This window comes from Sorangium sp. So ce302 (assembly GCF_051530145.1).
Lineage (GTDB): Bacteria > Myxococcota_A > Polyangia > Polyangiales > Polyangiaceae > Sorangium > Sorangium cellulosum_B.
Genome location: NZ_CP150326.1, coordinates 2,473,221 through 2,498,226, shown reverse-complemented (window position 1 = coordinate 2,498,226; position 25,006 = coordinate 2,473,221). Strand labels below are relative to the sequence as shown.

Here is a 25,006-nt window from a genome sequence, read left to right as displayed (position 1 = left end):
GCCGGCTCAGCCGAGCGCGCGCGCCGCCACGGTGAGATCCTCGATGAAGCGGGAGAGCTCGGCTCGCCTCGTCGCTTCGTCCGGCATGCGGAGGATCGACGCGGGGTGCACGGTCGCCAGCACGCGCGGCGCGAGCGGCGAGGCGACGATCCTGCCGCGCTCGCGCGTGACCCGGAACGAGCCGCCGAGCAGCGCCTGCGCCGCCGTCGCGCCGAGGCATACCACGATCGCCGGCTGCACCACCGCGATCTCCGCGGCGAGCCACGGCAGGCACGCGCGGATCTCGCGCGCGTCCGGCTTCATGTGGATGCGGCGCTTGCCGCGCGGCTCCCACTTGAAGTGCTTCACCACGTTGGTCACGTACGCCCGGCGCCGCTCGATCCCCGCCGCCTCGAGCGCGCGATCGAGCAGCTGCCCCGCCGGGCCCACGAACGGCTTGCCGGCCAGATCCTCCTTGTCGCCCGGCTGTTCGCCGACGAGGAGCACGTCCGATCGCGCCGCGCCCTCGCCGAACACCGTCTGCGTCCCACGCTCCCAGAGCGGGCACGCCCGGCACCGCGCGGCGGCCTCGCGCAGGCTCGGCAACGAAGGAGGGCTGGGGACGAGAGCCGCCGCCGTCGCCTCGCCGACGCCGCGCCCTGCTGCATTTCGTCTCGCCACGGTCGCCATGACCGCCTCCGCAGCATCGCTCGTGCCATGGGCGACGCGGCGCGGTCGAACGCGCCGCGTCGCGAGGAGCGCGGCCGACGAGCGCCTTGACGGCTTCCGGCAGCCTTCCCATAGTGCCACGGTCCTCCGACGTTGACCGACCAGTCAGAATGCCCCGCCTTGCCGATCGCCGCGCCAGGATCGAGCTGCTCCGCGCCGCCGAGGCTGCCTTCACCGAGCGCGGCCTGGCCGCGGCGAGGGTCGAGGACATCACCGAGCGCGCAGGCGTCTCGAAGGGCGCGTTCTACCTGCACTTCCAGAGCAAGGACGACTGCTTCAAGCAGATCGTCGAGACCTTCATCGCGCGCCTCGCCGACTGCGTGGAGCCGCCGCCCATCGTCTTCGAGGCCGAGCGAGCGTCGGTGAACGAGTACTTCAAGCGGGTCCTCGCCCACGACCTCGAGGTGCTCGAGTTCTGCTGGCAGAACCGGGCGCTCCTCAGGATGATGCTGGCGGGAGGCGGTGGGACCCCGTACGCCTACCTGATCGACGAGTTCGCCCAGCGCGTCGCGCGGCAGGTGGAGGGCCGCCTCCGGTACGCGATCGACATCGGCCTCTACCGGCGCGATCTGGAGCCCAGCGTCATCGCCGCGCTCATCTCCGGCGCCTTCGATCGCCTGGTGCGCAAGCTCATCGACGCGCCGTCCAGGCCAGACATCGCCGCCTGGGCCGCGCAGGTGCTCCAGCTCTTCACGCACGGCCTGCTCGCCCCGGAGGTGCGCGCCGTCGCTGACCTGTCGGTCATGGAAGCCCCCCCGCGCAGCGCGCGGCAGGCCGCCGCCCCGCCACCTGCCTCGGCGTCGAGCAGCGAGCGCCGTCGTTCCAAGGCCAAGACGACCTAGGTGACCTAGGTGTAGGGCTTTGCCTGAATAAACCGGCCGGAGACTCAGCGGTACCAGGACAGCTTACAGGGAATCCCTGACGAGGGATTCCATATCGCCCTAGCGGTCGGTCGGGCAGCAGCTGAGCTACAGCTAGCAGTCAACGGGATTTTCGGCGGGACAGTGAGGGGGTGGAGCGGGGAGCCGGAGGGGGAACCGCTCGGGCAACTCGGGAGGAGCGCAGCCTTGGGGAGCGGTCCTGCTCGTTCAATCGCGCCAGGCTGACCGTCGCGCGCTCTGGCCGGTCGCAGGCACTCTCTGGACGGCTCTCCGCAGAAGAACGGAACTGTCGAGGGGGGGCGGAATGGGCAACCAGACGGGTCGTGATAGACGGTTAATCCAGGAGCTGCTCCGGCAGACCTGCCGCTCGATCCAGTGGCGTGCGGACACCGCAAGGTCGATTGCGGACAGGATCGAGGTCGCCCTCGCCGAGCACGCGCTCCACGTCTCCACGCCGGACGTCGACCTGCGCGTCCGGCTGACCAAGGACTTTGCGCTCGCCATCGCGATACGCGTGCTGTCCTTCGGCGAAGACGCCGAGGAGTCGCTGAGCAAAGCCCTGTGTCAGGACAGGTCGCTCATGGCGGAGCTCGTGAAGGCAGAGTGGCAGCTCGTGCGCACCGCCTGCAGAACAGCCGAGCAGACCGCCGGGAGGCTGGTGCTGCTGACGGCGGTACCGGAGGCGTGAGACCGCAAGCAGGACGCGCGCCCAGAACTCGCGCCCTGGGCTCACGGCGAGAGATCCGTGAGAACCTCATGGAGCAGGGGGCTCGCCCGCTCGGCCCGGCGCCATGGCGAGCTGCACCCCGGAAGCTGCTGTCAAGAAGAGCGCAGCACCACATGACGCGACCGGGCCCACGAGGCGATAGAGATGGCGCCCCAGACCAGCTACAGCATTTACGTTCGCTTCCGGGGCAGGCGGCTCGCGCTCACGAAGCACATCCGCTCGCTCGAGACGGCTCGGTCTGCGCTGCAGGCCTTGCGGGCAGAGCGGTTCCACGACGCCGATCAGGTCTTCCTCGTCAACGACGCGACGAAGCAGATCGTCGACGAACGGGGGTGGGAGGACGCCGGGGGCCCCGCGGAGGATCAGCAGATCAGCGTCAACCTCCGCCTTCCGACCGATGGCAAGCGCACGGAGCGCACGCAGGACGCGGGGAACAGCGAGGCGGATCGATCGCCGCGAGGGGCCCAGGCTCCCGCGCTGCTCGCGGCGCCCGAGGTGCTTGCGCCGCCGCTCGCGGCGCCCGCCGATCACCTGGCGCGAGCCGAGGGCGAGGCGCGGCACGTCTCACCGGAGAGGAGGTGGTCCGGGGTCGAGAACCTGGAGCCGCCGCGCGCACGCCTGCGCCGCGCGATGGCGGCAGCCCAGGTCGCCCGAGCGCGCCACGATGCCGCGCTGGAGGCCATGACCAGGCTCCAGCCCGGCGGGAGAATGGATGAAATGACACTGATGAGGCTCAACGATTCTGCCCGAATGGTATCCGACCGATCCGCACACATCATCGAGCGGCTCGAGCAACTCCTGAAGCGCCTGGAAGGCGCGCGCTGATATGGTGAGATGACCGTGCGGCGCCGTGTCCCATGCGCGACATGGACGACGACAGCCATCGTTGACCGACCGCCCACCGGAACCCTGGCTTAGTCCCTGTCAGGCTCTCGCCGTCGCGAGACGCGTGAGAGAGCGCCCAACCGTTCAAGCCAACAATGCCCGAACAGAAGAAGTCACGCCGGACGCAACTCGGGGCACCGGGCCCGAGCGACGCCGCGCCCCAGGCCGGCAGGGCATCCGCGCCGGGGCGCGCGCCGGTCCCGCCGGAGGACGCCGGCGAGAGCGCCGCGGCGGGCGAGCCGCGCCCCGAGGGTGAGCTGCGCTTTCCCGTCGTCTGTGTCGTCGCTTCGGCGGGCGGACGCGGCGCGATCGCGGAGCTCCTCCGGCGGTTGCCCAGCAGAGATACCAGCCTCTCTCTCGTCCTGATCTACAGCGCAGATCCAGGGGAGCTCCCCCTCCTCGAGCTCGTGGCGCAGAGCAGCCCTCTCCCTGTGGCCGAGCTCCGATCAGGGATGAAGCTCGCGCCGGGTCGCGTCCAGGTCCTGCCCCCGGAGGCGCAGGCGACGCTGGCGGGGCTCCGCGTCGAGCTCGCGCCGCGGGGCGAGGGCGGCCCGGGCCCTGGCGATCTCTTCCTGCGCTCGCTCGCGGGCGAGCTGGGGTCGGGCGCCGTGGCCGTCGTGCTGTCCGGCGCTGGGAGCGACGGCGCGCTGGGGCTGAAGGACGTGAAGGCCGAGGGCGGGGTCACCTTCGCGGAGAACCCGCGCGGCGCGGAGCGGCCGGCGCTCCCGCGGAGCGCCATCGCGGCCGGAGGCGTCGACTTCGTCCTCAGCGTCGAGGAGATCGCGGCGGAGCTCGTGCGGATGGGTCGCCCCGGGCACGTCCTCGCTCCATGGCTCAGGCAGGGTGCGCCCCTCGGCATGGACGCCGAGCTCAGCAAGCTCCTCAGGCTGCTTCACGCCGCGGTGGGCGTCGACTTCAGCCAGTACAAGAAGAGCACCCTGAGGCGGCGCATCCAGCGGCGAATGACGCTCCATCGGCTCGCCACCCTCCAGGATTACCTGGATCATTTGAAAGCGCACCCCGGCGAGATCGAGGATCTCTACCAGGACCTCCTCATCAAGGTCACCACGTTCTTCCGCGATCCGGGCGCCTTCGCCGCGCTGAAGACCCACGTGTTCCCGGTGCTCATGCACAGCAGGCCGCAGGACTCCCCTGTTCGCATCTGGGTGCCGGGCTGCTCGACGGGCGAGGAGGTCTACTCTCTCGCGATCTCGTTGCTCGAGTTCCTCGAAGCCGACGCGACCGATCATGCCATCCAGATCTTCGGCACCGACCTGAGCGAGGCCGCCATCCAGCAGGCGCGGTCCGGGATCTACATCGAGAGCATCTCGATGGACGTCTCTCCCAGCCGGCTGCGCCGCTTCTTCGTCAGGGTACAAGGCGGTTTTCAGGTCAACAAATCGGTCCGCGATCTGTGCATCTTCTCGCGCCACAACGCCGCGGCCGACCCGCCCCTGTTGAAGCTCGATCTCACCAGCTGCCGCAACCTGATGATCTACCTGGAGCCGAGCCTGCAGCGCCGGCTGCTGCAGACGTTCCACCAGGCCCTCAAGCCCACGGGTTTCCTGCTCCTCGGCTCGTCCGAGAGCCTCACCACGGCGCCCGATCTGTTCGGGGTCGTGGACAGGACCCACAGGATCTTCTGCAAGCGCGCCGCGTCGGAGGCGGCCCACTCGCTCGCCCTCACCGCGCCCGCTCTGCCCGGCGCGCCGGTGGTCGCGCTGGCGTCGGAGAGGCCGCGGGAGCCCGAGGGGCTCGGCATGGATGCGGTGCGCAAGGAGGCCGACGCCATCGTCATGGCGCGCTATGCCCCCGCCGGCGTGGTCGTGGACGAGGAGATGCAGATCGTCCAGTTCCGGGGCAAGACGGGGCCCTACCTCGAGCCGTCACCGGGCGACGCCAGCCTCCACCTCTTCAAGATGGCCCGAGAGGGGCTCGTCCTCGGCATCCGGGCCGCCATCGACGCGTCGATGAACTCGGGGGCGATGGCCCGCAAGGAGCAGATCAAGGTCAGGCAGGACGAGAAGATCCGGTACGTCGACATCGAGGTCTGGCCGCTCAAGGTGCGGCTCCCGCAAGGGCGCTGCTTCCTCGTCACCTTCTCCGAGTCGGGCGCCGCGCGGCTGGACCGGCCGGGCAGCGACCCGGCCCCGAGCGACGCCCAGAAGGATCTGGAGATCGTCCAGCTCCGCAGGGAGCTCGTGACCACGAGGGAGTACCTCCAGTCGCTCATCGATGAGCTCGAGGCGACGAACGAAGAGCTCCTGTGCACGAACGACGAGATCCTCGCGAGCAACGACGAGCTGCACAGGGTGAACGACGCGCTCGCGGGCGCCCACGACGAGCTCGAGTCGGCGAACCAGGAGCTGACGACCATCAACGAGGAGCTCCGCAGCAGCAACGTCGCGCTCGGCCTCGCCAACGACGAGCTGCGCAAGCTCCTCGGCGGCATGAACATCCCGATGCTGATGGTCGACGCGGACCTACGGATCCGCCGGATCGCCGGCGCCGCCGACAAGCTGCTCGGCCTCGCCGCGAGCGACGTGGGCAGGTCCATCCTCGAGGTGAAGTCGAGGAGCGTGGCCGACATCGCGCCGGTCGTCGCCGAGGTGCTCGGCACGATGAGCACCGTCGAACGGCACGTCGAGGACCGCGACGGGCGCTGCTACCTCATGCGGGCACGCCCTTCCCGGACCACCGACGACGAGGTCGACGGCGCGGTGATCTGCTGGCTGGAGAGCGAGGCGCCGAGGCGCGCGGCGCGCGAGCTCGCGGGCGCGCGCGACGGCCTCTCCGCCGTCTTCGAGGTGCTGCGCCATCCGTTCCTCCTGCTCGACGGGGAGCTCCGGATCCGGGCCGTCACCCGGCGCTACTGCGAGCAGTTCATGGTCCCGCTCGGGGACATCGAGGGACGATCGCTCTCGGCCATCGATGCCGGATGGAACACCCCGCAGCTGGAGCAGCAGCTCCGGGACGTGCTCCACCGCCGCGCCGCGCTCGTCGACTTCCGCCTCGAGGCCGTGCTCGCGCACGCCGGCCGCAGGACGCTCTCGTTCTCAGCCTTCCGGCTCCAGGCCGACGAGGGCGAGCTCCCGGCCCTGCTGCTCGTCGTCGAGGACAGGACGGCGCCCGAGATCGACCCGGCCGGTCCACCCGGGCTGCGGCCAGCGCGCCGCGCGGGCCCCGGCTGACGCGCTCATCGCCGCCGTGTCCGCCAGTCCCCCGAGGCGATCCGAGGCGACCCCAGCGCCTGCCCTGCGGGCATCAGGTAGGCCTCGCAGAGCGCGCCCCCGTCGAGCTCGATCGGCTCACGATTGAAGAGGTCGGGGCAGTCCTCGTAGAGGTCGAGCGAGGGCAGCGCCTCCGGGTCCGGCTCGTACAGCTCCCCGAGGACCGCGACCGAGCCCCCGCGCACGAGCGCCGGGTAGGCGCCGAGATCGGCGAGCTCGAACGACGGGGCCGTGCGGGCGGGCCCGAGGCACCGCGCGCGCCCGAGCAGCGCGTGCGCGCGCTCGCCGCGCATCAGCGTGCCGTAGACGAACAGGCGCGCCGTCACCGGCAGTGCTGTTCGACCGCGGCGAGCAGCTGCTCGAGGTTGATCGGCTTTTTCAGGAACTGCGCCGCGCCGAGCGAGGACACGAACTCGTCGCGGCCCGTCGCGGAGATGATCACCACCGGGATCGCGGCGAGCTCCGGATCCTTCTTCTGCTCCGCCCTGAACTGCCAGCCATCCATGATCGGCATCATGAGATCGAGCAGGATGAGCCCGGGTCTCGGATCCGTTCTCAGCGCGCTGAGCGCCTCGCCGCCGTGCGCCGCCGACGCGACGGCGTACCCCTCCTCCTGCAGGAGCTCGGCGAGGGTCTCTCGAATATCCGGATCGTCATCGACAACGAGGATCCTCTTCAAGGGAGTGGCAGGCACGGTGCATCAACCACTATGCGAAAGCCTGACGTCACGGCGAAACAGGGAAAGCCCTGAATCCCTGCTCGGGTTCCGCTTGATGAGGCTCTTTCTGCGAGGAAGGGGGCTCATGAAGGTCTCTCTACGTCTCTCTCCGGCAATCAGCGCCGCAAAGGCGCCTCGGAGCGGAGCCCGCTCCCGCGTCGCCCGTGCGGCCATACAACCACGCGGGGTCGACGTTGGTTGAGCCGGCAGCTCTGGCAGGCGGGTACGGGCGTACGCATTACGGCGATCGATCGTCGGCGGTCGAGCCCGATGTTACAGCACGGTGGCGCTCCGGCGAAGCCGCTCTGTGCCCGATCTGCGGCCAGCCAGGGTGAGCGCAGCGCGGCTTGGTCGCCATCCACGTCATGAGCGGCGATCCTACCACCGGAGCCGGAGGGCGCAGCAGCCCGGCGTCCGCCGGAACGACGGCCCGAGGCGCTCGCGACGTGGTCCGAACGGGCAGCGTCAACGGTCGATATCTGTTGAGCCGAGCGAGCCGAGCACCACCTTCGAGAGGGTGCCCAGCAGGACGTCGATGTCCACCGGCTTCGGGATGAGCGCGGCCGCATGCAGCCGCTCGGCGATCGCCTGCATCTCGTGGGGGAGGCGGGCGGAGAAGATCATGAGGGGCGAGGGCGTGCCGAGCCCCTCGATCTCGGAGACGAACCGGTCCGTCGTCATGCCTGGCATCGTCAGATCAAGGAGGACCGCGTGGAAGCGCCGCTCCGCCAGCGCATCGAGCACCGCGCGCGCGGTGGCGGTCAGCTCGACCTCGTACCCTTCCAGGGTCAGGAGTTCTTCCAGCATCGTCGCGGTGTCAACGTCGTCCTCCGCAACCAGGATCACGTGCTTGCCACACATGGCTCCCCTCGGCTTTCTTCAGTAGCGGGGGTCGCTCGCCAGGGCAGCGCGCCCTCTCTTCCCCATGCTGGGGGAGGACGGGATGCGCGCTCGACGCTGCCCGAGCCTCCGCTGGCCAGCAGCCAGCGCAGCGCGAGCAACCTCGGTGATGCCCCCGGTGTGACGAATCGCCCGGACACACCGGAGCGCTCGCCGCGGTGCGCCACACGTACGACCACGCCACCAAGTGCGCAGCCCGACAGTCCGCCGCTGTCTGCCGATCCGGTACGTTCCGTTCCCCCTCTCCCGCCCAGGGCAATATGAAAGCCCGACTGCGCGCCGGATGCAACTCCGGGTAGAAGGAGCAACTCCGGGCGCAAGGAACCGACCGGGGGGCGGGGAGCGAGAGCAGACAGAGAGCGCGAACGGACTCCCCGACAGGGGAGACACCCTGGTAGACTCTCATGGATGCCTGGCGAACGCCGCGTCGCGCTACTCGCGATGGAACCAACCATGCCGGACGGTGGGGGAGCGCCGTCCAGCCATGGAGTCCGTCGTGTCGAGGCCTCCTTGCTCGCCGATCCGGACCTCGCCGGCGTGCCGATCCACGTGATCGACGCGCAGACGAGGGATCTCGACGCGTGGGTCGCGGAGGTCGAGACCGTGGACGCGGACGTGGTCGGCCTCGCCGCGCACGTCTGGTCGTTCCCCACGTTCATCGAGATCGCGCGCCACCTGCAGCGCAACCGGCCGGGGCGCACGATCGCCCTGTGGGGGCCCCTCGCGCGCCCCGCGATGTTCGCGCTCGCGCCCTGGCGCGACGCCACCGCTTGCATCGACGCCCTCGTGCACGGCAACGAGCTCACGTTCCGGGACATCGTCCGGCTGAGCGAGCGCTCTCCCGATGCGCTGCGCGCCGTGCCGGGGCTGCACGTGTCCACCGCCGGCGGCTGGGTCTCGACGGGCGACCCCCTCTACGTGGCGCCCGACGCGCTCCCCTCGCCGATCCGGATGAAGCTGCTCCCGACCGATCGCATCGTCCCGCTCGAGATCTGCCGCGGGGGCGCCATGAGCTGCGCGACGTGCGGCGTCTCCGCGGGCGACGCTGGCAGCGTCTTCTCCGAGGCCTACCTCGTCGAAGAGCTGAGCGCGCTCCGCGCCGCCGGCGCGCCGGGCGCGCAGATCGTCGACGCCCCGCTCAACCTGAGCGCGGAGGCGTTCCGGAACCTGGTGGCCGCGGAGAAGCAGGTCGGCTTCTTCAAGCAGGCGACGCTGACGGCATCGATCGATCCCGAGCACGTGCACGACGAGCACCTCGAGTTCCTCCGCGGCGTCGCGCGCGTGTCGCTCGACGCGCGGCTTCCGCCGCTCAACAAGGAGACGGGCGACGGCACGCAGCGCCCCTTCAGGGAGTCGAAGTTCGCGAAGGTGATCGAGGAGCTCTCGACGTTCACGGACATCGAGGTGGACATCCTCCTCGGCCTCCCGGGCGACGGCCCGATCACGTTCCGGCGCACGCTCGAGCGCGCGCGCGAGCTCCCGTGCAAGGTCCGCATCTTCCACAGCCTCGTCCTTCCGGACGACCTCATGGTCCGCGCGCCCGCCTCGTTCGAGCTCCGCTTCGACCCCTTCACGCTGATGATGCGCTCCTGCCTCGGCTGGTCCGAGGACGCGCTCTCTCGCGAGCGCAGCCGCCTCATCGAGATGGCCTACCGCGAAGGCGGCGAGATCACGCCGGACATGTGGTCGTTCCCCGGGCCTCGGGAGATGCGGCGGCCCACGATGCCGCTCGGCAGCGGCGTGGTCCCGCCGGGCGCCGAGATCCGGGTCGAAGGCGCGGCGACGCTCGCGCCGGCGGGCCAGGACTTGCAGCGCGTGCTCGAGCTCGGGATCAAGGAGGCGACCTCCGGCGGGTGGACGTTCGTGGAGGCCTCGGCGCGCCCGGGCGAGATCGTCGTCATCATGAAGACGCGCGACGGCGCGCTGGTCGTCGAGATGCGCCCCGCCTCACCCACGGAGAACGCCTACAAGGTCGTGGACGGCGTCGCGTTCGGCTACCGCTCGCCGCGCGGCGTGAAGATGAGCGACGGCGCGCTCCGCCTGCTCGATCGCGTCCTCCAGCGCCTCCACGCGCCGGCGCGCACGGCGCTCGGCCTGTCGACGCAGGACGGCGGCCCCGGCTCGGCGCGCGTCCGGCGCTTCCGCGCCACGCCCTCGTGACCGTCTCGCCCCGATCGCGCAGCGCGCCGCGAGCCTTCAGCTACTCCTTGCTGCGCAGGGCCGCCGGCGCCCGCGGCGGCATCGATTCCATGGGACGGACCCTCGAGAGGAGCTCTCTCCGGAGCTCGCTCAGGCGCGCCGGAGACAGCTCCATGTAGTCCACGATGTAGGGGTGGACCTGGCGGCTCTTGCCCCGGATGCTCAGCGCGCCGGTCGGCTGCGCCGGGACGCAGTCGTCGAGGGTCGCGTACGTCGTCTGGCAGATGATGATCTTGGAGCCGAGCTCCTTGTTGAACTGCTCGAGGCGCGCGGCCGTGTTTACTGTATCTCCGATGCAGGTGTACTCCATGCGCTGGAGCGAGCCGATGTTGCCGGAGATGACGGTGCCGGTCGCGATCCCGACGCCCATCTGGATCTCGCCGCAGCCGAGGAGCTTCCGCTGGTTCATGCGCTCGAGCGCCTGCACCATCTCGATCGCCGCGATCACGGCGCGCTTCGGCGCGTCCTCGACGGAGAGCGGCGCGCCGAACACCGCCATCAGCCCGTCGCCGATGTACTTGTCGAGGGTGCCCCCGTAGCGGAACACGATCTCGACCATCTCCGTGAAGTACTCGTTCAGGAACGAGACCACGGCCTCCGGCTCGACCGACTCGGTGAGCGGGGTGAAGTTGCGGATGTCGGTGAACATCACCGAGACGTGCCGCCGCGTGCCTCCCAGCTTGAGCCGCCTCGGATCGGACAGGACAAAGTCGACGAGATCCTTCGACAGGTACCGGCCGAGCTCCTGCTTCTCGCGCTCGAGCCGGAGGCGGGCCATGGACTCCACCTCGGCCCGCACGACCAGGTTGCGCGACATCCGCGCGATGATGCCGGCGACGACGCCGGGGAGCGCGATGAAGAGGATCTGCTGGCACTGGTCCGCGATGTTGATGGCGTTCTCTCCGTAGACGGACACCGGGCTGATCGGGACCGCGCCGGAGCCGACCGTGACGGCGAGCACGACGGAGTTGAAGAGGGCCGACAGCCCCGCCGAGTACAGGCACGCCGCGAGGCTGTAGCGGAAGCCCGACATCAGGTTCCAGAGGACGTAGACGGTCGCGAGGTAGCTCGTGAAGTACTCGATGATCCCGGAGTGGTTCCTCGCGCTCCCCAGGGCCGTGAGCGTCAGGAGCGCGAGGTCGACGAAGATGCTCACGTACTTGAGCCAGCCCGCGTAGACGCCGGGGCGCAGCCGGAAGAACGCGTAGAGCACGAGCGAGTAGGCGAGGTACCCGCCGGTCAGGATCGCGAAGATCTGGTTGGCGGCCGGCGTGTTGATCGTCCACACGTGCATGAACGTGGCGGCGCTGAGCAGCGCGAACGCGAACCGGATGTGGTTCACGATCTGCTCGCCGCGCATCTCCTGCGCCTCCATGATCCGCACGATCTCGGGCGACTTCTCGATGCTCATGTGCGCCGCTCCCCCCCGCGCCGCAGCCGGGACCGCGCGGCGGCGAGCCCACGCGCGCATAGCGCGGTCGTCAGCGCTCTGCCCTGGTGGTGCCCCTCGCGACCGCGCTTCATGGGCACCCGGTAGAGCGGCTCCGCTGGCCAGGAGCCGTCCACGAGCTGGCGCTCGCCGAGGTAACGCATCCCTCGCTCGAGGAGCAGCGGATCGGGCCGCTCCGTCATCGCGGCCCCCTCGAGGCACGCGGCCGTGCAGAGCGGCGCCCCGAAGCCGCCGTCGAGCCGCTGCGATCGGAGCATCCGCGACAGCGTCGCGGCCTCGACCGCCGCGACCTCGTCGGCCCACCGCGCGTCCCCCGCCCTCCCCCGGTAGAGCCGCGCGAAGCGGAGGAACGCGAGGTCCGTGTACGAGGCATCGTAGAAGCAAGCGCCCTCGATGCCGCCCTCCGAGGCGGCGTCGAGCACGCGCCGCGCGTTCGCGTCGATGAGCCGCGCGAACCGCTCCGCGTCGAACGAGAGCAGGCCCACGAGCAGGTTCAGCCGGACGGCCGCGCAGTCGTCGCCGGCCCACGCCACGCCCGGCGTGGTCGGCCCCGCGGGCCCGCGGTAGAACCAGGTCGGAACGATGCCGTCCTCACCCACGTTGGCCAGCATGACCTCGATCCACGACTCCGCCCGCTCCTTCGCGGCGCCCGTCTCGGCGACCAGCTCGAGCACGACGCCGAGGAGGTCGGCGTCCGGCGGGACGTCACGGAACGCGGTGAAGTAGCGGAGCTCTCCCGCCGGGATCTCCTCGAGCAACGCCGCGGCGTCGGCGCGGACGTCGCGCCCGACCTCCCCGATCTCGAGCAGCGCCCTCAGGATCGTCGCCCGGACAAACCAGTGCCCGACCGGCTGCTCGCTCGACCCGAGCACGCCGAAGCGCTGCACTTCCCAGGACTCGCGCCACGGCGCGGCGTCCAGGAGGAACGCGACCGCCGCCTGCAGATCCGCGCGCGCCTCGTCGGGCGGCGCCGGCTCGCCCTGCGCGCGCGGCGGCCTGAGCGCCGCGCCGGGGCCGAGGAGATCGCGGAAAGACATCAGCCCCTCGAAGAAGCGGAGGCGCTCGCCGAGCGCCTCGAGGAATTCGCGCTGCGCCTCGGCGAGGCCGCGCGCGCTCGGGCTCGTTCGAGGAGAGGTGGCCACGACCTCACGGGCGGACGCGAGCGTCTCCTGCATGCGCGCCGCGAGCGCGGCGCGGTACGGGCGGGTCGCGAGCAGGCTGTGGATCTCGCCGCGGCGCACGCGGGACACGCGCTCGCCCGAGAGCGCGCGGAGCAGCGGAGGAGCGAGCCCCGCGCCGCGCAGCCAGAGCGCGAAGAGCGGCGTGAGCGTCGGCGCTGCGAGGTCAGGCGCGATCGGATCGATCCAGAGGCGCACGAGCCCGTCCAGCAGCCAGATCGGCTCGGCCACGGCCTCTCCGAAGCGACGGGCGGGCGCGAGATCGTCGCCTGCGACGAGCGCGGGCGCCGTCCAGAGGGCCACGGCCTCGCGCGCGCCGGCGGCGGGCGCCGCCATGGCGCCGGAGCCGTCGATCTCGATCACCGGGTTCTCGCGCCACGAAGCCTCCGCCATGTCGGCCAGGCCCAGGAGCCACCTGTACGCGCGCGCGTCGTCCGCGTGCTGCGCGAGGAGACGCGCGGCGATCGCGCCCCGCGCGAGCGCGTCAGGAGCGCCTTCGATGCCCCCGGCGGCCACCGCGGCGACCGCCACGGCGGCGTCCGCGGCTGTGTCGCGCGCGGACACCCGCCCGCAGAGCCGCAGCGCCCAGCTGGCCCACGGGACGCTGTACCCCGGCGGTGTGCCCACGCTGCGCTCGAGCGCGAGCGCTCCCCACGCCGCTTCACCGCGCTGAAGCGCCCCCTCTGATGACAGATGCGCCGACCAGGCGCGCTCGCACACAGCCCGGTCACCCGGGTCGAGCCATGGCCAGGCGACGGTCACCCCTCCAGCAGGGGACAGCGTCACATACCGACTCCGCCCTCACGCGCCGCGGCCGAGATGGCCGCATCGACCGCTTCGGGCGTCGAGGTCGCGGCATCCCGGATGCGCTGGAGCGTCTCCGCGCCGACGTCGTACCCCTCCGCCTGGATGGTGCGCTCGGGATCGGCAAGGAGCTGCTGGCGGAAGCTCGAATCCACGACGGCACGACCGATGAGCTCTGCCTCTGATTTCTTCGACGTCACGACTCCTCGCTTTCTCGCTCGGGAGGCTAGGAGACCTCCAAACGGCGAGCAAGTACAAGCAGGCGCGTCCGCGCGTCCTCCGGGGGTGTTGCGTCCGCGCACGACACCCCGGTTCACCGCGGCGCGACGGCGGGCTCGCCGGCGAGCGCGCTGAAGAACGCGAGGAATACCCGCCGCTGGATCGCGACCATGTACTGCTCGCGCTCCCTGCAGAACCGCGCAGCCTCCGGTAGCCCGAGGGCCCCCGCGGCGACCTCGGCGCGAGCCAGCTCACAGCGCGCCTCCTCCAGGATGGCGTCGAAGCCGCCGCGCGCAAACAGCCGCGCGCGCAGAGCCGCCGCGCTGCGCATCTCCTGAGCGCGACAAGGCCCCCTGCCGGAGACGTCGGCCCCGCTCGGCGACGCCGCATCCGCCTCGGCAAGCGCCCAGAGCCGGGAGAGCACATACGTTGTGTTGCCGAACGCACGATCCTTCTCTGCGTGCAGCAGGTCCGCGAACAGCTGATGCGCTGCAACAAGGGCGGAAACGAACTCCTCGAGGGCGGCCAGGTGCTCGGCCTGCGACAGCGCGAACAGGGCCGCCGCGGCCGGGAGCACGAGCGGGCGCGAACGGGCAAGCACCCGCCGGAACGTGGCGCCGTCCCGCGGGCCTGCGCCGCGGTGGAGCCGCCGCTCGAGGAGCATCGCCTCGCCATACCCGAGCCAGACCTCTTCGAAGAGGCCCCAGAACGCGCTCCCGCCGGGCAGCGAGCGAGCGAGCAACGCCTGATGGCGAGCGAACAACGCCCCGGACAGGAGCACCGTCGCTCCAGGCTCACCGACCCCTTCGTCCAGCAGGTCGTCCTCGATCCGGACGTGCAGGTACCCGACCGCTGCTGCCTCGGCGAGGTCGACGGCGAGCGGCGGAAGCGCCGGCGATCCAGGGTCCAGCGCAAGCGCCGGCCCGCCGGGACGCGTCGCGACCCAGAGCGGAAGCGCGAGCACCGGGAGCGCCGTCGGGTGCGAGAAGTAGCCCTCGCCCGGCTCCCCCTCGAACAGCCTTAGGCGCGCGGCGAGCTCATCGAACAGCGCGCCGAGCTCGCTCCCCAGCCGCGCCCGGAACGACGCGAGCCGCTGCAGCACCTCGGCCTCGAGCGCCGCCTCGATGGCGTCTTGCGCGCCCTCGCCTGCCCCTGCGCGGCTGTCCTCGCTCATCCCACCTCCGGACGGCGCTGGCGGCGCCGACTCGGGCGACGCTAGCACGAGCAGCCTCGCCCGAGGGGGCGGGCGCCGCCGACTTTGCCCCGCGCGCCGCCCGTGCGACACTCAGCGACTTCACGAGATCAGAAACCATGATCGATTCCGAGCGTTTCGCTGGGCGTCACGGGGACATCACGACCGACGCGCGCGCTGACGTCCTCGATTTCCGCGACACCCTCTATCGCCCCACGATGGTGGAAGTGCCTCCGATCATGCCCCCGGAGCGCTTCGTGGAGTACGGCGTGCCCGTGCTCGACCAGGGCAAGAACAACGGCTGCACCGGCTTCACGGTCGCCACCGTGGCGCACTACCTGCTGCGCAGGCGCCGGGTCTCGCCGGACCGCAGCCTCGTCAGCCAGAACATGGTGTACACGATGGCGCGCCGCTACGACGAGTACCCCGGCGAGGACGACGCGCGGGGATCCAGCCTGAGGGGCGCCATGAAGGGCTGGCACAAACACGGTATCTGCTCCGATGAGCACTGGCCGTGGGACGCGAACGATCTCCACGGCACGCTCACCCCGGAGCGCGCAGTGGACGCGATGCTCCGGCCGCTCGGCCTGTATCAACGGGTGAACCACAGGGACCTCCCGGCGATGCACAGCGCCCTCGCGGAGGTCGGGATCATCGCGGCCTCGGCGCTGATCCCGTTCAACGGCTGGTATTACGGGACCCAGAGGAACGGCATCATCCCGACGGTCGACAGGACGAACCCCTTCATCGCCCCCTGGGGAGGTCACGCGTTCGCGATCATCGGGTATGACGCGGAGGGCTTCTGGCTCCAGAACTCGTGGGGTGTCGGCTGGGGCAAGGGCGGCTTCGGTCGACTCTGTTACGACGACTGGCTTCAATACGGCTTCGACGCGTGGGTCGGGCGGCTCGGCGTCCCGATCCGCCTGAACCAGGCGCGCTCGCTCCGCCCGCTCACGTCCACCAGCCGGACGTTCGCCAGCCTGCGGCCGCACCTCGTCAGCGTCGACATGCACGGCCAGCTCCAGCAGCGCGGAGCCTACGGCACGTCGTCGGAGGACGTCCGTATCATCATGGAAGAGGATTTCCTGAGCGCGACCGCGACATGGAAGCGCCGCCGGCTCGTCCTGATCGCGGGCGGCGGGCTGCGCCGGCAGATCGACGCGATCAACCGGATGTCGCGCCTCCGGCCGAAGCTGCTCGGGCACGAGATCTACCCCATCGAGCTCCTCTGGGAGACCGACCACTACCCCCGCCTCCTCGAGATCCTCCATCGCGCCACGGAGGGGCGCCGCCACGACGGCTACGATCCCAGGGCGTTCGGGTTCATGATCGATCGGCGCGACGACGCCCTCGAGCCGCTCGTCCGCCGCATGGGCGGCAAGGCCGAGTGGGACCGCATGAAGCTGGCCGCGGGCGACGCGACGATGGACGCCGACCACGGCGGCGTCCGCGAGATGATCGGCCGCCTCGCGTCGCTGATGGACAGCGATCCGAAGATCGAGCTCCACTTGGTCGCCCATTCGAGCGGCACCTTCCTGCTCGCGCCGCTCGTCCAGCTGGTCACCTCGGAGAAGGGCAAGAAGATCGAGGGCGGCCCGATGCGAGGTCAGCTCGGGCTCGGGCTCCCCATCGAGTCGCTCTCCCTGCTCGCGCCGGCGAGCGCCATCGACGCGTTCCGCGACACGTACATGCCGCCTATCAAGAGCGGCATGGTGCGCCGGTTCGCCCTGTTCACGCTCACGGACGAGGCGGAGCTCCAGGACCACTGCGAGGTGTACGGCAGGTCGCTCCTCTACCTGGTGTCGAACGCTCTCGAGCGGCGCCCGCGGGTGCCCGGCACGAGCGGCGTCTCGCTGCTCGGCATGGAGGCGGGGCTCCTCGATCCGGAGAACGCCGACGTCCTTTCGCTGCTCACGGAGACCAAGGACGACCGGCCCGTCGTGTTTCCGAGGGCGGAGTGGATCAAGGGGCCCAACACGAGGCCCCCTCCCCACGGCTCCGAGGCGCGGCGGCATGAGGACTTCGAGAACGACATGACCACGTGGAAGTCCGTCATCGCCCGCATCCTCAACCAGCCGTTCGCCGATCACCTGCCGCCCATGTCGGCGCGGGATCCGTGGTGAACGCGCCCCCCTCACCCCTCCGGGCGGCGCCGCTCCACTGAGCTCAACCCGCGGAGCGCCGGGGCGCCGAGCCGCCCGGGCGCGAGCGGCGGCGCGCTCGCGCCGCTCAGGAGGAGCGCGAACGACGCCCGGATCTCCTCGCCGAAGTTGATCCGGAAGAGGCCCATATCGGGGCGGCTGCGGATATCGCGGATCACGTCGCTGGGATCGCAGACCTGGCGCATCCCGATGAGCAGGGCGTACATCCGGATGAGGGTCGGGCCGCCATGGCCGGGAGCGAGCGACGGCAGGCACCGCTCGAGCAGCACCCCGGTGCGCTCGACGTGACCCAGGAGAGAGAGCTTGAAGCGGAGCGCGGCCTCGTAGCTGACGTTCTGCTCGAGCACGCTGTGGAGGATGCCGAGCAAGCGTGTCATCGCGTCGCGCGCGGCGAGGGTGGTCGACAGGATCGAGGCGACGCTCGCCGACGCGTCCTCGGCAGGCGCCCCGGGCGCGCCGCGGCGGGCCCGCGAGGGCCGAGGGCGCGCCGCGCTCGCGTCACCGCGGGAGGCGCAGAAATGCGTCAGATGGATATCCACATCGTGGAACCACTTCGCGAGCTCTTGATCGACGACCGCGAGAAAGAGCTCCTCTTTCGTGGTGAAGTAGAGGTAGAGCGTGCCCTTGGCGAGCCTGGTGCGCTCGGCGACCTGAGCCATGGTGACCTCGGGATAGGGGGTCTCCTGGAACAGCTGCCAGGCTGCGTCGATGATGAACCGCCGCCGCTCCTCCTTCTGCTCCTCCTTCCTCGCTCTCCGCGTCGGGCTCATGGACTTCTCGGTCTACGATGTCTCCAGAAGCGCCGCAATCCAGACTCATCGGTCACCACACAGCGCGAATTCGAGCCGACGGGCGCGAGCAGCGCTCGCCGCGATCGCTCAGCAGAGCAGCGAAACGCATGTTGCATCCGCGGTAACCGCGTTCATCACATTTCGCCGGACACGGTCACACCGAACCCGTGCAGACCAAGGAACATCGGGGTGATGCCCGAACGCGCCACCCGCTCGACGGTCCTTGAGAGGGCGCGCGCGACCCGCGCCGGGAGCCAGCCCGAGCCCTCGGGTACGCCGAGAGGCGCGGCGGCGCGCGAGACGCGCGCGACGCGCGGCGCGGGCAGCGCGAACAGGCCAGCGCCATCGTTGCAAGGCAGCGCGAAGCAGAGAGGAGAAGAGACGAGGGTCGCCACCACGACGACCACCAATCCCTTCATGATCGCCGAACCAGCGCTCACTCCTGCACCCACATCTAACCTAGCGCTGCCACCGGCGATTGTCGTGAGCGGCAGGGCAGCAAAATAACGTTGTTGCTGTCCAACGATGGAAGTTCGACATGGAGAGTCGCCCTTTCTGCGACATCCCACCTACGCCACGGCCGCGCCAAGTCGGGCGCTCCCTGGATCGCGCCGTTTCAGCCGGCGGCCGCCATCGCCAGGGCTTTATGGATCACGCGGAGCGCGACGTCGGTGAGGCCGTAGGCCGGCAGCTCGGGGACGGGCACGAGGGCCACCTCGGAGGCGTCGTCCCCTGGAGAGAGGGCGCCTCCGATCGACTCGCACAGATAATCGAGGATCACATAATGATAGGGAGTCGCCACGATCTCCACGACCTCCACGAGGGGACCGACGCGGACGTCGAGGCCCGTCTCCTCGCGGATCTCGCGGGCAACGGCGTCCGCGAGCCGCTCTCCGGGCTCCACGCGCCCACCCGGAAGCGACCAGGAGCCCGCGAGGGGAGGACGAGCGCGCTTGACGACGAGCACGCGCGGCGCGTCAGGCGCGTCCGGCCGGCGATCGATGACGACGGCGCCCACCGCGACGCGCGGGGGCGAGAGGGCGCATGCCGGCGCGTCGCTCACGGGGCGGCAGCTTCCGTGCGGCCGGCCTTGCAGCGGACGTCGCCCGGCGTCGCGACCGCGAGATCGTACTCGCCCAGCGCGAAATCGCCGGGGATCACGACGGCCCCGTCGTACCGGCCGCGGTCGTCGGTCGACAGCGAGCCGACCGTCACGCCCTGCGGCGCCGCGGTCCCCGTCAGGATCACGTCGACGCGGACGTGCCCGCACGGCGCCCCGGCGCTGCTGACCTGTCCCTGGAGGTGGAGCGGAAAGCCGCGGCGGATGTCCTTGTCCAGCGCGGTCACGACGACGTCGGTGCTCTCCGCCGCGCGCCCGGCCGCATCGCTCGTGGGCGAGGGCGCAGGGGGCGGCGGCACGGCGGCGCCGCTGCTCCCGGCCCCTGGGCCAGCGGGCCCCGGCTGCGTCTGCTCGGCGCGCGTGCGGTCGGCGAGATCCTGGCCCGAGTCGCGCTGCTCCGGCCAGCTGTAGGGATCCGGCGGCGGCACATGCGGCGGGCGGCTCGGATCGACCTCCTGGTCCATGTTGAGGGCGGCCCCCCCGAGGTCGATGCGGTGCCAGAGCGAGCCATCGAAGACCTCCACCCAGGCGTGCGCCTCGTTGACGACCATCCGCGCGGGGATCCCGATGTGCAGGGCGGTGACGAGGAACGCGAAGGCGCGGTGGCGGCAGACGCCTTTTCGCGAGAGCGCGAGATCCAGGTAGATGTCGCCGTTCCCCTTGGGCGGGTCGTCCGACGGGGCGAACGACCGGAAGTACTCGACCATCTTCTGAACGACGTCGCGCGGCCGCATCGCGGACGAGATGCCGATCGCCTGGGCGACCTGCCTGAACGCCGCCTCGTGGGAGGCCTCCTGCGGCCCGCGGAAGGGCTCGAGCTTGCTCCAGCCGACGTCGGCGAACTCGCTGCCGAAGGTCGCGCGGGCGATGGCGAGCTGCACGATGAGCCGGACGCGCGCGCTCTTCGTGCCGCGCACGAACCAGTTGTCGGCGCCGTCACGCAGGACGACGACCGGGGTATCGGGGTTCACGTGCATCCGCACGAGCCGCGTGTCCGGCCCGACCGTCGGGATCCGGACCGGCTCGTTGGGCACGAGATCGACCGCGATGTCCCCGTAGAACGCCTCATCGCCCGCCGAGACGGCGCTGTCCGCCTTGACGGTCTTCAGGCTCCGATCTCGGACGATGAGCGAGTAGTCCGCCCTCACGACGTCGTACGCTTGCAGCCGCTTGAACGGCGCGGTCGCGGGGGAGAACGGATCGTCGTAGCGCTCGACGTTCGGCCGGCGGGTGTCTCGATCCGGCTCGTAGGACGCGTCGGGGCCGGCATCGGATCCGACGTTGCTGTAGACCTGCTGCTGGTTCGACGGCGGGCGCTGCGGGTCGGGCGCCGTGGCCAGGCCGCTCGGCGTCTGGATCGCCGCGGGGAGCCCGCCGTCGAGCGTCGTCGTGGCGAGCGACACGTCCTCCGCGGGATCCGGCGCGATGAACTCGTGCAGGAGCGACGCCTGCGCATCGGCGAGCCGCGACACGGCGCAGGCGAGCGCGAACACGAGCAGGCTGCGCGCCGAGCCGCCGAACCGGCGCCTGGACGCGGGGACAGCCGGGGGAGCAGCAGGGCGCAGGCGTGCGACCGGAGAGGACATCAGGGGCCTCTTATGAAACCAGAAACCCCGGTGATGTTCCACGGCGGCTGGTCGCTTGCCGTCAGCTACCTGCCCGACGGCCATCTTCGATCGCGCCGGGGGCGCCGGCGGTCCCCACGTCGCCCACGTCGCCCACGTCGATCACCGGTCAGCGCCGGAACTGCGCGGCGTCGGCGTGCTGGCGCCGCGGGTGCGGGGCGGAGCGCAGCCGGTCGATCGCTTCCGTCGACTCTCCGCGCGCGGTGAGCTCGGCGGCGAGCACGTCGAGGGCGGGCTGGAAGATGTCCGTCCGCGCGAAGCGGCCAGCGCGACCGCCCACGAGCCTCGGCAGGACGGCGACGATGCGCCGCATGCCGTCGGCGTAGCGGCGGGAGATGGCCAGCCGGTCGATGAGAGGCTCGAGGAAATCGGCGACCGCCGCCGCGCGGTCGCGGACGCCGTCGCAGGCCTCCTTCATCGGCTCGAGGAGCAAGAGCGTCCAGAGGACCGTGTCGTCGAGCGGCCGATCCGCCGCGGTGCGCCGGTCGACGTAGTCGAGCACGCGCCAGAGGCGCTGGCCGGGGCCGTCATCGCCGCGATCGTCGTAGAGCAGCGCCGAGACCTCCGGCAGGAGGACGTCGAGCACCCCGGTCTCCCACGCGAGGTAGATGGTGCGGCGCGCCTGGCCGCCGCGCAGCAGGCGCAGGATCTCCTCCGAGAGGCGCGGGCGCGCCGCGAGCGCGAGCGCGTCCCGGCAGTAGACGACCGCATCGTAGACGTCGGGGGTGATCGCGAAGCCCAGCCGACCAGCGAACTTGAGCGCGCGCAGGATGCGGATCGGATCCTCGCGGAAGCGCGTCTCCGGATCGCCGATCGTGTGGACCACCTGGCGGCGCACGTCCTCCATGCCGCCGACCCAGTCGAGGATCTGCCGCGCCTCCACGTCGTAGAAGAGCGCGTTGATCCGGAAGTCACGGCGGAGCGCGTCCTCGTGCGCGACGCCGAACGCGTTGTCGCTGCGGATGAGCAGCTCGCTCCCCTCCTCGGAGTCCTCCTTCGGGTTGCGGCGGAAGGTCGCCACCTCGATGACCTTCCCGCCCTGGAAGAGGACGTGCACCAGGCGAAACCGCCGGCCGATGATGCGCGAGTTGCGGAACAGCTCGCGGACCTCCTCCGGCCGCGCGCTGGTGGCGACGTCGAAGTCCTTCGGGCGCCGATCCAGCAGCAGATCCCGCACACAACCGCCTACCAGGTAGGCTTGGAAGCCGTGGCGGACGAGGCGTCGCACGACTTTCTGGACGTCCGGATCGATCCGCGCCTCGTCGAAGACGACCTGGTAGCGCCGCGGGGTGGGGATGTCTTCGTCGACGAGCTCGACGCGGAACGGATCTTCGTCGAGGGCGCCTGTGTCCGTCGGCATGAGCTCGCCCTCGGGCCCAGCGCGTGGCCCGAAGGCGCTGCGGCTCTCGTACATCGGGAGTTCGGCGTCTTGAAACGCCGCTGTACCGTTATCAGGTGATGGGGTCGCGCGACCCATAGTCAGCAACCGAGAAAGCGCCAGGCAGAGCCTGGAGGGAGTGGAGGACGACTGGCGCGCGATTCTGGGATTCCACAGTACTCGCTGGAGAACCGACCCGCGCAGATGAGGCCCGCGCCCGCGGACCTCCGAACCGCGCCGGCTCGCTCGCCGCGGCCGGTGTCGGCCTGACGAGCGGATCCGGCTGTCGCCCGGAACAAGAGATGGTAACGGCCGTCTAGCAGGGCTTCGCCGTGAGAGCAAAGCCGAGGCGCAGGGAGGCCGACGGAAGCCTCCGGAGCGAGCGGGCTTCACGGTTTGGTGCCCCAGTGCCCGACGCCGGGGGGCGGCGGCGCGCCGGTGTCGGGCGGAACGGCGGACGACGTCCCGGCGCGGGCCTCGGGCGTCGCGAGCAGCGCATGCCGCAGCTCCGCCATCGAGGCGAACCGGCCGCGGGGGTCCTTCACGAGCGCCTTGCGCACGACGGCGTCGAGCTCGCGCGAGATGAGCAGCCCCGGGTGTACCCGGTGCAGCGGCGGCGGCGGCTCGCGCCCGTGCTTCTCTGCGATGGCCGGGTACGGGCCCTGAAAGGGGACACGGCCCGCGAGCATCTCGTAGAGCACGATGCCCAGGGAGTAGACGTCGGCGGCGGGCGCCGCCGGCGCGCCCTGCGCCTGCTCGGGCGCCATGTACTCCGGCGTCCCCACGACCCGGGGGAGCAGCGGGCCTTCGGCGCCCTGGCCCTGGATGCACGAGAAGCCGAAGTCGAGCAGCTTGACGATCTCGCGCCCGTCCGCCGCGTGCACGAGGAACACGTTCTCCGGCTTCACGTCGCGGTGGATCACCCCGGCGCGGTGGGCGGCGTCGATGCCCGAGGCGAGGTCGGCGGAGATCCGGACCGCGCGAGACGGGACGAGCGCTCGGGTGAACGTCAGCGTGTCGGCGAGATCGAGCCCGACGAGCAGCTCCATCGCGAAGCACGGCGCGTCGCCGGCACGCTCGAGCGCATCGACGCAGAGGACGTTGGGATGACGGACGCGCGACGCCGCGCCGGCCTCTCGCTCGAACCGCGCGACGAGCAGCGGATCGTCGCGGAGCTCTGCCCGGAGGACCTTGACCGCGACGCGCGACGTCGCGGCCTCACGCGGCCTGCCGACGCGATCCGCGAGGTAGACGTGCCCGACCCCGCCGCTGCCGAGCAGCTGCACGACGCGGTACTTGTCGCAGAGGAGCTTGCCCACGAGCGCTTCAGCGGCGACGCGAGCGGGAGGCATGGGATCGATCGTAGCGCAGTCGCGCCTGCCGAAGGGCACGGAGGGCACACGGACGCGACGGCGGCGCAGAAGAGAGCGCTGGCCAGCCTGCGCGCAGCCAGGAGAGGTTCGCGCCCGTACCATTGGGCGGCCACATCGCGCGCCCCGCTGCAGCGCAGCGCTCCGGCCGCGACCGTTCCCACCGACCGGGCCGACGCCACAGGAGGACCGTGGCGCAGCGAGATGACGCGCAAAGTCATCGGTGTGCGCGCAGACCTGGTCGAGCCTGCAGCGGGCGTGATCAAGGGTCCCGGGGCCAGGCGAGCAGCACACCGCCACCGCAGGGCCGCGCGCCGCCCAGCAGCGCGGCGTGCGCTCCTAGAGCACGGCGAACTGCCCGTCCTGAGCGCAGGCGCGCGTGGATCGCTTGAGCGGCGGCGAGGAGGCGGCCACGCTAGGCGCCGCATGACCGACGACCGTCGATCCTCCACCCCGAGCACGCTCGACCTCGACGCCGAGCTGGCGCCTGCGGCGACGAGCTCTGCAGAGCCGAGCGCAGCAGCCGCTTCGCACCCGTCCCCGCTGCGATGGCAGAAGAACCTCGCGCTCTTCTGCCTGACGGTCGTCTCGGTGTTCGTGGCCGGCACCCTCTGGACCCCGATCACGCCGGACGACGACAGCGCGCTCTCGTTCGTGAAGGCGCTGCCGCAGACGTGGCCGTTCGCGGTGCCGTTCCTGTCGATCCTGCTGGCTCACGAGTTCGGGCACTACTTCGCGGCGCGCGCGCACGGGGTGGAGGCGTCGCTCCCCTACTTCATCCCGCTCCCGGTGGTGAGCCCGCTCGGCACGATGGGCGCGGTGATCTCGATGAAGGGCAGGATCAAGTCGCGGAACGCGCTGCTCGACATCGGCGCCTCCGGCCCGCTGGCCGGCCTCGCGGTGGCGCTCCCGGTCCTCTTCGTGGGCCTCATGCACTCGGAGGTGCACGCGAGCTCCGGACCTGCGCTGCAGGAGGGGCGCAGCCTCCTGTATCTCCTTCTGAGGCGGCTCGCGGTCGGCCCGATCCCCGAGACCCATGACGTCTTCCTCGGCCCCACGGCGATGGCGGGGTGGGCCGGGCTGCTCATCACGGCGTTCAACCTCTTTCCCGTCGGCCAGCTCGACGGAGGGCACGTCGCGTACGCGTTGTTCGGCAAAGAGCAGGACCGCTACAGCCGCGCCGCGCACCTCCTGATGCTCGCGCTCTTCGTCGGCAACGTCGCCTATTTCACGCGGCACTTCATCGCGGAGGGGCTGTCCGACGCGCTCATCTCCGCGGTCGCGAACGGGATGCCTTGGCTCACGTGGTTCGGCTTGGTCCACCTGATGTTGCACGTCGGTGGGCGGGAGCACCCTCCCACGGAGGCCGGCGAGCTGTCGCCGGCGCGCAAGGTGATCGCCGTGGTGACGCTGCTCCTGTTCGTGCTGCTGCTGATGCCGACCCCGTTCGGCACCTACTGAGCGCGCGG

21 protein-coding genes are annotated in these 25,006 nt (G+C 71.1%); 7 read left to right on the top strand and 14 right to left on the bottom strand.

Going from position 1 to position 25,006, the window contains the following annotated elements:
• Positions 1-6 precede the first annotated feature (6 nt).
• A complete protein-coding gene (locus WME73_RS09730; RefSeq protein ID WP_437745188.1) occupies positions 7-669 on the bottom strand; it encodes a UdgX family uracil-DNA binding protein in 663 nt (220 codons plus the stop codon).
• A 149-nt stretch (positions 670-818) separates the two neighbouring features.
• Between WME73_RS09730 and WME73_RS09725 the strand changes: the two genes are divergently transcribed.
• The 4 genes from WME73_RS09725 to WME73_RS09710 all read left to right on the top strand — a co-directional run bounded on the left by WME73_RS09725 (position 819) and on the right by WME73_RS09710 (position 6,392).
• Positions 819-1,550, top strand: a complete 732-nt coding sequence (locus tag WME73_RS09725; RefSeq protein WP_437745187.1) for a TetR/AcrR family transcriptional regulator — start codon at positions 819-821, stop codon at positions 1,548-1,550.
• Between the two features lie 343 nt (positions 1,551-1,893).
• The gene (locus WME73_RS09720) at positions 1,894-2,277 is read left to right on the top strand and encodes a hypothetical protein (protein ID WP_437745186.1); all 384 of its coding nucleotides are present in this window, start codon (positions 1,894-1,896) and stop codon (positions 2,275-2,277) included.
• 183 nt (positions 2,278-2,460) lie between these two features.
• Positions 2,461-3,141: a hypothetical protein gene (locus WME73_RS09715; protein ID WP_437745185.1), complete on the top strand. Its 681-nt coding sequence runs from the start codon at positions 2,461-2,463 to the stop codon at positions 3,139-3,141.
• A gap of 155 nt (positions 3,142-3,296) precedes the next feature.
• Positions 3,297-6,392, top strand: a complete 3,096-nt coding sequence (locus tag WME73_RS09710; protein ID WP_437915483.1) for a CheR family methyltransferase — start codon at positions 3,297-3,299, stop codon at positions 6,390-6,392.
• Positions 6,393-6,397: 5 nt separating this feature from the next.
• Here WME73_RS09710 and WME73_RS09705 read toward each other — a convergent pair whose 3' ends face one another.
• The 3 genes from WME73_RS09705 to WME73_RS09695 all read right to left on the bottom strand — a co-directional run bounded on the left by WME73_RS09705 (position 6,398) and on the right by WME73_RS09695 (position 8,010).
• Positions 6,398-6,757 carry a gamma-glutamylcyclotransferase family protein gene (locus WME73_RS09705; RefSeq protein ID WP_437745183.1) on the bottom strand — a complete coding sequence of 120 codons (360 nt, stop codon included), beginning with the start codon at positions 6,755-6,757 and terminating at the stop codon, positions 6,398-6,400.
• Positions 6,754-7,110, bottom strand: a complete 357-nt coding sequence (locus tag WME73_RS09700) for a response regulator (protein ID WP_044964390.1) — start codon at positions 7,108-7,110, stop codon at positions 6,754-6,756. The genes WME73_RS09705 and WME73_RS09700 overlap by 4 nt, the downstream gene beginning before the upstream one ends.
• A gap of 504 nt (positions 7,111-7,614) precedes the next feature.
• Entirely contained in the window at positions 7,615-8,010 is a 396-nt protein-coding gene (locus WME73_RS09695) for a response regulator (RefSeq protein WP_437328491.1), read from the bottom strand.
• Between the two features lie 492 nt (positions 8,011-8,502).
• Between WME73_RS09695 and WME73_RS09690 the strand changes: the two genes are divergently transcribed.
• Complete coding sequence (locus tag WME73_RS09690) at positions 8,503-10,209, top strand: oxidoreductase (protein ID WP_437745182.1); 1,707 nt, start codon at positions 8,503-8,505, stop codon at positions 10,207-10,209.
• 40 nt (positions 10,210-10,249) lie between these two features.
• On the opposite strand, the gene WME73_RS09685 is transcribed toward WME73_RS09690, so the two are convergent.
• From WME73_RS09685 to WME73_RS09670, 4 genes are all read right to left on the bottom strand, one after another.
• Positions 10,250-11,659 carry an adenylate/guanylate cyclase domain-containing protein gene (locus WME73_RS09685; protein WP_437745181.1) on the bottom strand — a complete coding sequence of 470 codons (1,410 nt, stop codon included), beginning with the start codon at positions 11,657-11,659 and terminating at the stop codon, positions 10,250-10,252.
• Positions 11,656-13,503 (bottom strand): hypothetical protein, encoded by a 1,848-nt coding sequence (locus WME73_RS09680; RefSeq protein ID WP_437915482.1) that lies wholly within the window; start codon positions 13,501-13,503, stop codon positions 11,656-11,658. The genes WME73_RS09685 and WME73_RS09680 overlap by 4 nt, the downstream gene beginning before the upstream one ends.
• Positions 13,504-13,658: 155 nt before the next feature.
• Positions 13,659-13,880: a Franean1_4349 family RiPP gene (locus WME73_RS09675; protein WP_437534351.1), complete on the bottom strand. Its 222-nt coding sequence runs from the start codon at positions 13,878-13,880 to the stop codon at positions 13,659-13,661.
• A 113-nt stretch (positions 13,881-13,993) separates the two neighbouring features.
• Positions 13,994-15,073, bottom strand: coding sequence for a geranylgeranyl pyrophosphate synthase (locus WME73_RS09670; protein ID WP_437915481.1), 1,080 nt, complete (start codon positions 15,071-15,073; stop codon positions 13,994-13,996).
• Between the two features lie 137 nt (positions 15,074-15,210).
• Here WME73_RS09670 and WME73_RS09665 point away from each other — a divergent pair, with 137 nt between their 5' ends.
• Positions 15,211-17,214, top strand: a complete 2,004-nt coding sequence (locus WME73_RS09665) for a C1 family peptidase (protein ID WP_437745178.1) — start codon at positions 15,211-15,213, stop codon at positions 17,212-17,214.
• Between the two features lie 11 nt (positions 17,215-17,225).
• Here the strand turns inward: WME73_RS09665 and WME73_RS09660 are convergent, their stop codons facing one another.
• The 6 genes from WME73_RS09660 to WME73_RS09635 all read right to left on the bottom strand — a co-directional run bounded on the left by WME73_RS09660 (position 17,226) and on the right by WME73_RS09635 (position 23,519).
• Positions 17,226-18,023: a TetR/AcrR family transcriptional regulator gene (locus WME73_RS09660; protein WP_437745177.1), complete on the bottom strand. Its 798-nt coding sequence runs from the start codon at positions 18,021-18,023 to the stop codon at positions 17,226-17,228.
• A gap of 155 nt (positions 18,024-18,178) precedes the next feature.
• Positions 18,179-18,463, bottom strand: a complete 285-nt coding sequence (locus WME73_RS09655) for a hypothetical protein (RefSeq protein WP_437745176.1) — start codon at positions 18,461-18,463, stop codon at positions 18,179-18,181.
• A gap of 197 nt (positions 18,464-18,660) precedes the next feature.
• Positions 18,661-19,107 (bottom strand): NUDIX hydrolase, encoded by a 447-nt coding sequence (locus WME73_RS09650; RefSeq protein ID WP_437870014.1) that lies wholly within the window; start codon positions 19,105-19,107, stop codon positions 18,661-18,663.
• Complete coding sequence (locus tag WME73_RS09645; protein ID WP_437915480.1) at positions 19,104-20,750, bottom strand: transglutaminase-like domain-containing protein; 1,647 nt, start codon at positions 20,748-20,750, stop codon at positions 19,104-19,106. The genes WME73_RS09650 and WME73_RS09645 overlap by 4 nt, the downstream gene beginning before the upstream one ends.
• A 148-nt stretch (positions 20,751-20,898) precedes the next feature.
• Positions 20,899-22,149 carry a polynucleotide adenylyltransferase PcnB gene (pcnB, locus tag WME73_RS09640; RefSeq protein WP_437745173.1) on the bottom strand — a complete coding sequence of 417 codons (1,251 nt, stop codon included), beginning with the start codon at positions 22,147-22,149 and terminating at the stop codon, positions 20,899-20,901.
• 407 nt (positions 22,150-22,556) lie between these two features.
• Positions 22,557-23,519 carry a serine/threonine-protein kinase gene (locus WME73_RS09635; protein WP_437745172.1) on the bottom strand — a complete coding sequence of 321 codons (963 nt, stop codon included), beginning with the start codon at positions 23,517-23,519 and terminating at the stop codon, positions 22,557-22,559.
• Between the two features lie 444 nt (positions 23,520-23,963).
• Between WME73_RS09635 and WME73_RS09630 the strand changes: the two genes are divergently transcribed.
• Entirely contained in the window at positions 23,964-24,998 is a 1,035-nt protein-coding gene (locus WME73_RS09630; protein ID WP_437745171.1) for a site-2 protease family protein, read from the top strand.
• Positions 24,999-25,006: the final 8 nt, after the last annotated feature.

Coding starts and splice junctions, on each gene's coding strand:
- WME73_RS09730 (WP_437745188.1), bottom strand. CDS start 669: ATGGCGACCGTGGCGAGACGAAATGCAGCAGGGCGCGGCGTCGGCGAG.
- WME73_RS09725 (WP_437745187.1), top strand. CDS start 819: ATGCCCCGCCTTGCCGATCGCCGCGCCAGGATCGAGCTGCTCCGCGCC.
- WME73_RS09720 (WP_437745186.1), top strand. CDS start 1,894: ATGGGCAACCAGACGGGTCGTGATAGACGGTTAATCCAGGAGCTGCTC.
- WME73_RS09715 (WP_437745185.1), top strand. CDS start 2,461: ATGGCGCCCCAGACCAGCTACAGCATTTACGTTCGCTTCCGGGGCAGG.
- WME73_RS09710 (WP_437915483.1), top strand. CDS start 3,297: ATGCCCGAACAGAAGAAGTCACGCCGGACGCAACTCGGGGCACCGGGC.
- WME73_RS09695 (WP_437328491.1), bottom strand. CDS start 8,010: ATGTGTGGCAAGCACGTGATCCTGGTTGCGGAGGACGACGTTGACACC.
- WME73_RS09690 (WP_437745182.1), top strand. CDS start 8,503: ATGCCGGACGGTGGGGGAGCGCCGTCCAGCCATGGAGTCCGTCGTGTC.
- WME73_RS09685 (WP_437745181.1), bottom strand. CDS start 11,659: ATGAGCATCGAGAAGTCGCCCGAGATCGTGCGGATCATGGAGGCGCAG.
- WME73_RS09670 (WP_437915481.1), bottom strand. CDS start 15,073: ATGAGCGAGGACAGCCGCGCAGGGGCAGGCGAGGGCGCGCAAGACGCC.
- WME73_RS09665 (WP_437745178.1), top strand. CDS start 15,211: ATGATCGATTCCGAGCGTTTCGCTGGGCGTCACGGGGACATCACGACC.
- WME73_RS09660 (WP_437745177.1), bottom strand. CDS start 18,023: ATGAGCCCGACGCGGAGAGCGAGGAAGGAGGAGCAGAAGGAGGAGCGG.
- WME73_RS09655 (WP_437745176.1), bottom strand. CDS start 18,463: ATGAAGGGATTGGTGGTCGTCGTGGTGGCGACCCTCGTCTCTTCTCCT.
- WME73_RS09645 (WP_437915480.1), bottom strand. CDS start 20,750: ATGTCCTCTCCGGTCGCACGCCTGCGCCCTGCTGCTCCCCCGGCTGTC.
- pcnB (WP_437745173.1), bottom strand. CDS start 22,149: ATGCCGACGGACACAGGCGCCCTCGACGAAGATCCGTTCCGCGTCGAG.
- WME73_RS09635 (WP_437745172.1), bottom strand. CDS start 23,519: ATGCCTCCCGCTCGCGTCGCCGCTGAAGCGCTCGTGGGCAAGCTCCTC.
- WME73_RS09630 (WP_437745171.1), top strand. CDS start 23,964: ATGACCGACGACCGTCGATCCTCCACCCCGAGCACGCTCGACCTCGAC.